General features: G+C 43.4%; 2 protein-coding genes. Both read right to left on the bottom strand.

The annotated features are described in order from the left end of the window. Positions 1-230 precede the first annotated feature (230 nt). Positions 231-2,078 carry an SBBP repeat-containing protein gene (locus QUA38_RS26875; RefSeq protein WP_333167289.1) on the bottom strand — a complete coding sequence of 616 codons (1,848 nt, stop codon included), beginning with the start codon at positions 2,076-2,078 and terminating at the stop codon, positions 231-233. A 153-nt stretch (positions 2,079-2,231) separates the two neighbouring features. Continuing rightward, positions 2,232-6,360 (bottom strand): calcium-binding protein (locus QUA38_RS26870; protein ID WP_333167287.1); only part of this gene is annotated, 4,129 nt, incomplete at its 5' end.

Below are 6,360 nucleotides of genomic sequence, written 5' to 3'. Positions count from 1 at the left end.
CAAGTTACATCGTCAAATATTTTTAACTGGTTTACACACTGCTGTTATTGTACCTCATCTTTCTGATAAAGGCTATACTTTCTGTATCTAAAGTATTAGCCCCAATCTCTGAGAGTCGCACATAAACCGTAGTTATGTGCGACTACTTGCTATTAGATTGAGGCAAAATCGGCGACATTAATTAGACTGAACGACACCCCATTTAGAGAGGCTAAAATTTCTCCGTTTGCTTATAAACGGATGAAAGTTGCATTGTTGTCTTGAGTAATTGACAGTTGGGATAAAGTAAGATTGTTGCCTAGAGAAAGCAAATCTTTTCCGTCTTCAAAATTCAAGATAATATCGATACCGGAATTGGGAGATAGCAAGAAGCGATCGTTGCCATCACCTCCCGTCAAACTATCATCTCCAAAGCCGCCACTCAGCAAATCATCGCCGTTACCTCCAAGCAGAATGTCGCTGCCATCGCCGCCGTTCAAAATGTCAGCACCCCGATCGCCCATCAAAACATCCTCACCATTACCTCCAAGCAAAGTATCATTACCCTTGCTACCATAGAGACAGTCATTCCCTTTGCTACCTTCGAGACAATCATTTCCTAAATCGCCGTACATCCGATCGTTGCCATCAAAACCGCTGAGGCTATCATTTCCCTGTTTACCGCTGATGGTATTGTTGCTGCGATCGCCTGCAAGGAAATCATCGCCATCAGTACCGATAATTGGAGAAGAATCGGGTTGTGTTGGCGTTGGTGTGACTGCTTCTGCGATCGAGCCGAGTTTAGCAAACCAAATATCTTGACTGCCTGCATTGGGGCCTCCCAAAGAACCGTTGGTGGTTCCTGTCAGGTAGATATTGCCGGTACTATCGAGTACCAAGTTTGAGGGACCATCGGATTGAGCAGTCCCGAATTGCTTCAGCCACAATTGGTTGCCATCGCTGTTATACTTGGCAGCCCAAATATCTTGATTGCCTGCTGCACTGTTGGTGGTTCCTGTCAGGTAGATATTGCCGGTACTATCGAGTACCAAGTTTGAAGGACGATCGGATTGAGCAGTCCCGAATTGCTTCAGCCACAAGCGATCGTTATTGCTGTTGTACTTGGCAATCCAAATATCTGTACCCCCTGCATTTGAACCTCCCAAAGCACCGTCAGTCGATCCCACAACGTACAGATTGCCAGTGCTATCGAGTGCCAAGTTTGAGGAGAAATCGAATTCAGCAGTCCCGAATTGCTTGAACCACAATTGGTTGCCATCGCTGTTATGCTTGGCAACCCAAATATCTTTAAAGCCCGCATTTGGACCTCCCAAGTCGCCGTAGGTTTCTCCCGTCAGGTAGAGATTGCCATCGCTATCCACTGCCAAGTCTGACGGGAATGTTTGTCCACTGTAGTCAGAGCGACTGCGAGCACTTCCGAATTGCCTGAGCCACAACTGATTGCCATTGCTGTCGTACTTAGCTGCCAGGGTGTAAACATCCGGTGAATAGCGTTTTGAAAAGTCAGAGTATGTGCCCGTCAGGTAGAAATTGCCACTGTTGTCCGCTGTTACACGGTAGAAGTTCTCGAAGTTGCTGATATTCTTCAACCACAACTGGTTGCCGCTGCTGTCATACTTAACTAACAACGAGTTGCTGGAGGAGATGGCTGGATCTCTACCTCCTAAGTAGCCAAAGAGAATCAAAGTTGATGTTACTGTCAGGTAGACATTGCCAGCACTATCCACTGCTATGTCTGAGGGTATGTCATCGGTAACCTTATTTGTGGAGGAAAACTGCTTGAGCCACAACTGGTTGCCGTTGCTGTCGTACTTAGCTACCCAAGTGTCATAAGTGTAATAATCGTCACTTTCGGATTCGCCCGGCTGTAAAGCACGACCAATGGTTCCTGTCAGGTAGATATTGCCAGCACGATCGAATGCTGTGACTCTGAGGGAATCCAGACCGGGTGTGCCGAATTGTTTGAACCATTCAAAGTTAGGTGTTGATGGTGTCATAGTTGGTGTGGTTTCAGGAATTGTACCTGCAACAGCATTGGCGATCGCTTTTTGGGAAAATTGAGCGTTCGAGTTTAACACGATCCACCTGCTTAAATTGAATTTGAAAAAAATAGGTTGTGACTGTTAATTCATACCAAAAAGAGGAATAGATCGTAATTGCTGTGGGGGCCATTTCGCCGACGATAATTGCCTCAAACCGACAATCTCATAAACCTGCCCCCGATCGAGCTATTAGATTGAGCCAAAATTTGCGACACCGATCGCACTTCCCGTCACCCCATTTAGAGAAGCTAAAATTTCTCCGGTTGCTGAAAAACGGATGAAAGTTGCACTGTTTTCTTGAGTAAAGGACAGTTGGGAGAAAGTAAGATTGTTGCCTAGAGAAAGCAAATCTTTTCCGTCTTCAAAATCCAAGATAATATCGATACCCGAATTGCTAGAGAGCAAGAAGCGATCGCTCCCATTCCCTCCTATCAAAGTGTCATCTCCCTCTTCACCGAATAGGAAGTCGTCGCCATCACCCCCAATAATAGTATCATTTCCCTTGCCTCCGCGCAAAGTATCATTGCCAGTGCTACCCTCTAGCACATCGTCGCCTCGGTTGCCAAAGATCATATCGCCACCATCGCTACCTGTAATGGTATCAATTCCCTTGCCGCCGTAAAGGGTATCGTCGTCAAAACCGCCATTGATTAAGTCATTGCCTTGATTGGCATTAATCCAGTCATTGCCGTTAAAACCAAAGATCAAATCATTTCCCTTTTTGCCACTTAAAACGTCATCGCTGCTGTCGCCACCTAGAGTATCGTCGCCATCAGTACCGATTTTTTGATTGGGGGAAGTGTTGACTAATTCTATGCCGCTGTCGGGGAAAGGTTCCGCAGCAGTGAAGTCACTGTCTATATTCTTGCGAATTGTGGGGTTATTGACGCTTGCCGATTGAATTTGTGCGTCTAAGGATGTGCCTGTATTTTCTGCGATCGCCTCCTGAATTGTCTTATTTCCGCCTGCGACTTGCTGCAAGTCTTTAGCGACTTCACCTTGTTCTACCTGTTGAACTTCGGCTATTTTAGTAGCTGCATCTGAGAGTGGGAGGTTGCTAGATGCGATCGCCCGTACCCGCTGATTCCCTTCAGAAATAATTTTAGCAACTTCCGGTGCAAGATCGGACGCTTTTTGTGCTTGCAGTTGAGTGGCAGCAGACTGAATGATGCTTTGTAATTGTGCGGGACTGGTTAAATCGACAGCCCCGGATTGAATTTGATTGGCAATAGTGGAAATAATGCGATCGGCAATATCGGTTTTAGAGTTAGCCGAAATCCCGCTAATTAAAATTGTCGTCTGAACAACAACGTTTTGTACCTGAATGTGTGCTGCATAAACCGCCAAACCATTCGGATCGTTTTGAGTAATTGCTTTTAGCGGATCGTAGCCAGTCAAATCTATTGTTGACGGGACTCCAAATGCTGCCTTAACTTTAGTCTCTGCTTCATTAGGACTGATACCTTGTGCAACCATCTTCTGCATCAGAGTAGTTAAAGGCGTCACAACAGTAGTATCAGGTGTTGCTGTTAGCGCTGTTTGCTGGGGTAAATAAGTAGCGGTATTAATACCGTCAGTAACTACCAGTCTGCCTTCATCCGGTTCGATTTCGCCGCTGTTATTTTTGTCAAATTCTGGAAGAGAGACATCTAAATTAAAACTGCCATCGACGTTAGAAATTGTGAAGGGTTCTTTGTCATCTTGGATACCGTTAAAGTTAGAATCAAAGAAGACTTTAGCTCCCGTTAGGTAACTATTAACACCGCTACCACTCTGTCTTGAACTTTCCCCAGTGCCAAATTTAGCCAACTCAAATGTAGCAAAATTTCTTTTCCAAACTGTTTGTTTTCCTTCCCAAAATTCCCAAGGAACTATAGCTTGAAACTCCAGCCCTAAAAAAGCATTAACTTGACCTGATATATCAAAAAGTTCCCAGGGTTTACTAATGCGGGAGCCAATTTCTGAGCCTCGGATTTTACCATCGCTTTTGCCGTTATTTTCTCCAATATCTACTAAATCAATGCCTATGCTTCCTTGTATTCCAGCCGTTCCATAAAGGCTGGCCACTACTGCATTTACTCCGAGCCCGGCTTTAATACCAGCATTGATTTTAAGTTCATCAACATCCGCACCAGTACCGTCTGGGTTTGCGCGATCGCTCACGTAAAAACCATCTAAAACTTTGTAGGCTGATGACGCATCGAATTCATCGTCTTTCCATTCTTTTAATCCGTAAGTATCGTAGCCAAATGCGAGGTGTGCTGACGCATTAAAGTTGCCTTCAAGTAACCCTGATATCGGCCCAAATATAGGAAACTCTTTCTTAAAATTGAAATCTATTCCCAGTGGAGGCATATCGTAGGTGAAAAGGACAACATCAGGTTTTCCTAAAAGAAGTTGAATTGCTGTTTCTGGCTTGGTTAAAATTGGCAAGTCTATGCCCGGAACGCTCTTGAATTTATTGACAAAATCTTTTTTATTGCCGCCTGTTTTAGAATTAATTTGTTGAGAAATATCGGAGACTGAGTTTTTCAGTGTCGGTGTTTTGTTTTTGAGGCTAGAGTTGGGCTTGGCAACATTAATATTGCCTAAACTGTAGGAACCTAAATCGATGGCAATATTTTTTGAAGAGTTTGACAGGCTATTTGCCAATTGCGATATCTCGTCGATTTTGATAACTGCATTTAAGAAGTCAGTAGCAACATTACCAGTCGATAATTTAGTTGCCAGTTCCAAGATCGAAACTTGGCCATCTCGATTGTTATCAAAGGAATCAGCAACGCCAAGTTCTGACAGTAACTTAGTGTCTGTATTTAGGAAATCGATAATGGGTCTAAAAGGGCCAATAATATCAGAAACAGTGGTGAGTATTGGTTTTGCCAAGTTAGTAATAAAGGTTCCCAAGTCGAGTTTGAGGTTGTTAAATTCGACTTTCGGGTTAGGCAAGCCAGCAAAGGTATTGTTGGTGGTTGGCGAGCCTATATTTACCTGATTATTTGATGGCAACAATGATGATAAATTTGAAGTAGCGCTTGTGTTTGAATTTGAGGAACCTAGCAATTGATTTAACCGTGAAGCCGCTGACAAATTCTGATTGGATGTCAGTGATGAATTTAAATTTGATATACTCGATGAATTTGGAGACGACGGCGAATTATTTAATTGACCGTTTCTATAATTAATCAGCGGCCAATTGACTGCCAAATCCAAGTCAAAAGATGGAAAAGCAGCATTGCCATTAATGCTAGTTTTTCCGTGCAAGCCGAGATTGGCATTACTGGTTAGGCTAGATTGAAATAAGTCTTCTAACTGATAACTCCCGTCCAACTCAGACAAAGTTAAACGATTGCCATCATCAGTACCGCCCAGATTATCTAAGTCATTCAACTTGACTTCAAAGTTGGCATTGAGTTGAGTTGGGTTTTCAGGATCGTCGGTAAATTCAGCTTGTAAAAAAGCGAGATTAGCTTGAACCTTGAAATTCTCAGGAAGTGCTAACTTAAAGTTAGCGTTCAATTTGGTATTGTCCGTATCGATGTAGCAGCCAAAATCTTTGTTGTAACCGACACCAATAGATAATTCATAGTCAAATCCCGATTTTTCAGGGGTCTTGAAAAGACTAGCAACTGGCGAAATCAAACTCTGAGAAGGAATAATCGCACTAGAACGAGAGCCATTACTACTATCTATAACAGGTGCTAATGCGGCTGAATTACTGATAGTCGAATTGAGGCTTGATGCTTCTAAATCATTGGATAAATTGGCAAAGCGAGAGAGATTTGTAGTCGGTGAGAAGGCGACAACTTGATTCGATAGCTTCGGAGGGTTTTTGACTTTCAATCCGAGTGCGGGCAATCCTAAATCTTCAGCAAACTTAATATCATCTAGTTGATATTTTTTGCCAATTTTAATGACTAAGTTACTGTCATTGGGATTTGAACTGCTCTCGACTTTAACATCGAATGCCGACCCAACAACCTCCTGAATGCTATTTTGGAGCTGACTAGGCGTGAAATCTGTTGCATTTTTAATCGTATTGACCAGACTATTTTTGAAATTGCTAATAAAATTCGGAGAAATGTCGCTGAGTCGTCCTAAAATTGGCAGTTTGAAATCATTAAGTTGGTCGTTAACAATGTTTTCTAGTTTGTCTAATCCTTTTTCCAAACCGCACCAAAGGGTTTTGTTATCGCTATTAGTAACGGCGACATCTGCTGATGGCGTTGGCGTTGGCGCAGGAATTGGGGTTGGGGTTGCAGGAGTTGGGGTTGGGGTTGCAGGAGTTGGGGTTGGGGTTGCAGGAGTTGGGGTTGGGGTT

This window comes from Microcoleus sp. Pol12B4, from assembly GCF_036701385.1.
In the GTDB taxonomy this organism is placed as follows: Bacteria; Cyanobacteriota; Cyanobacteriia; order Cyanobacteriales; family Microcoleaceae; genus Microcoleus.
This window is presented reverse-complemented; position numbering and strand designations above follow the sequence as displayed.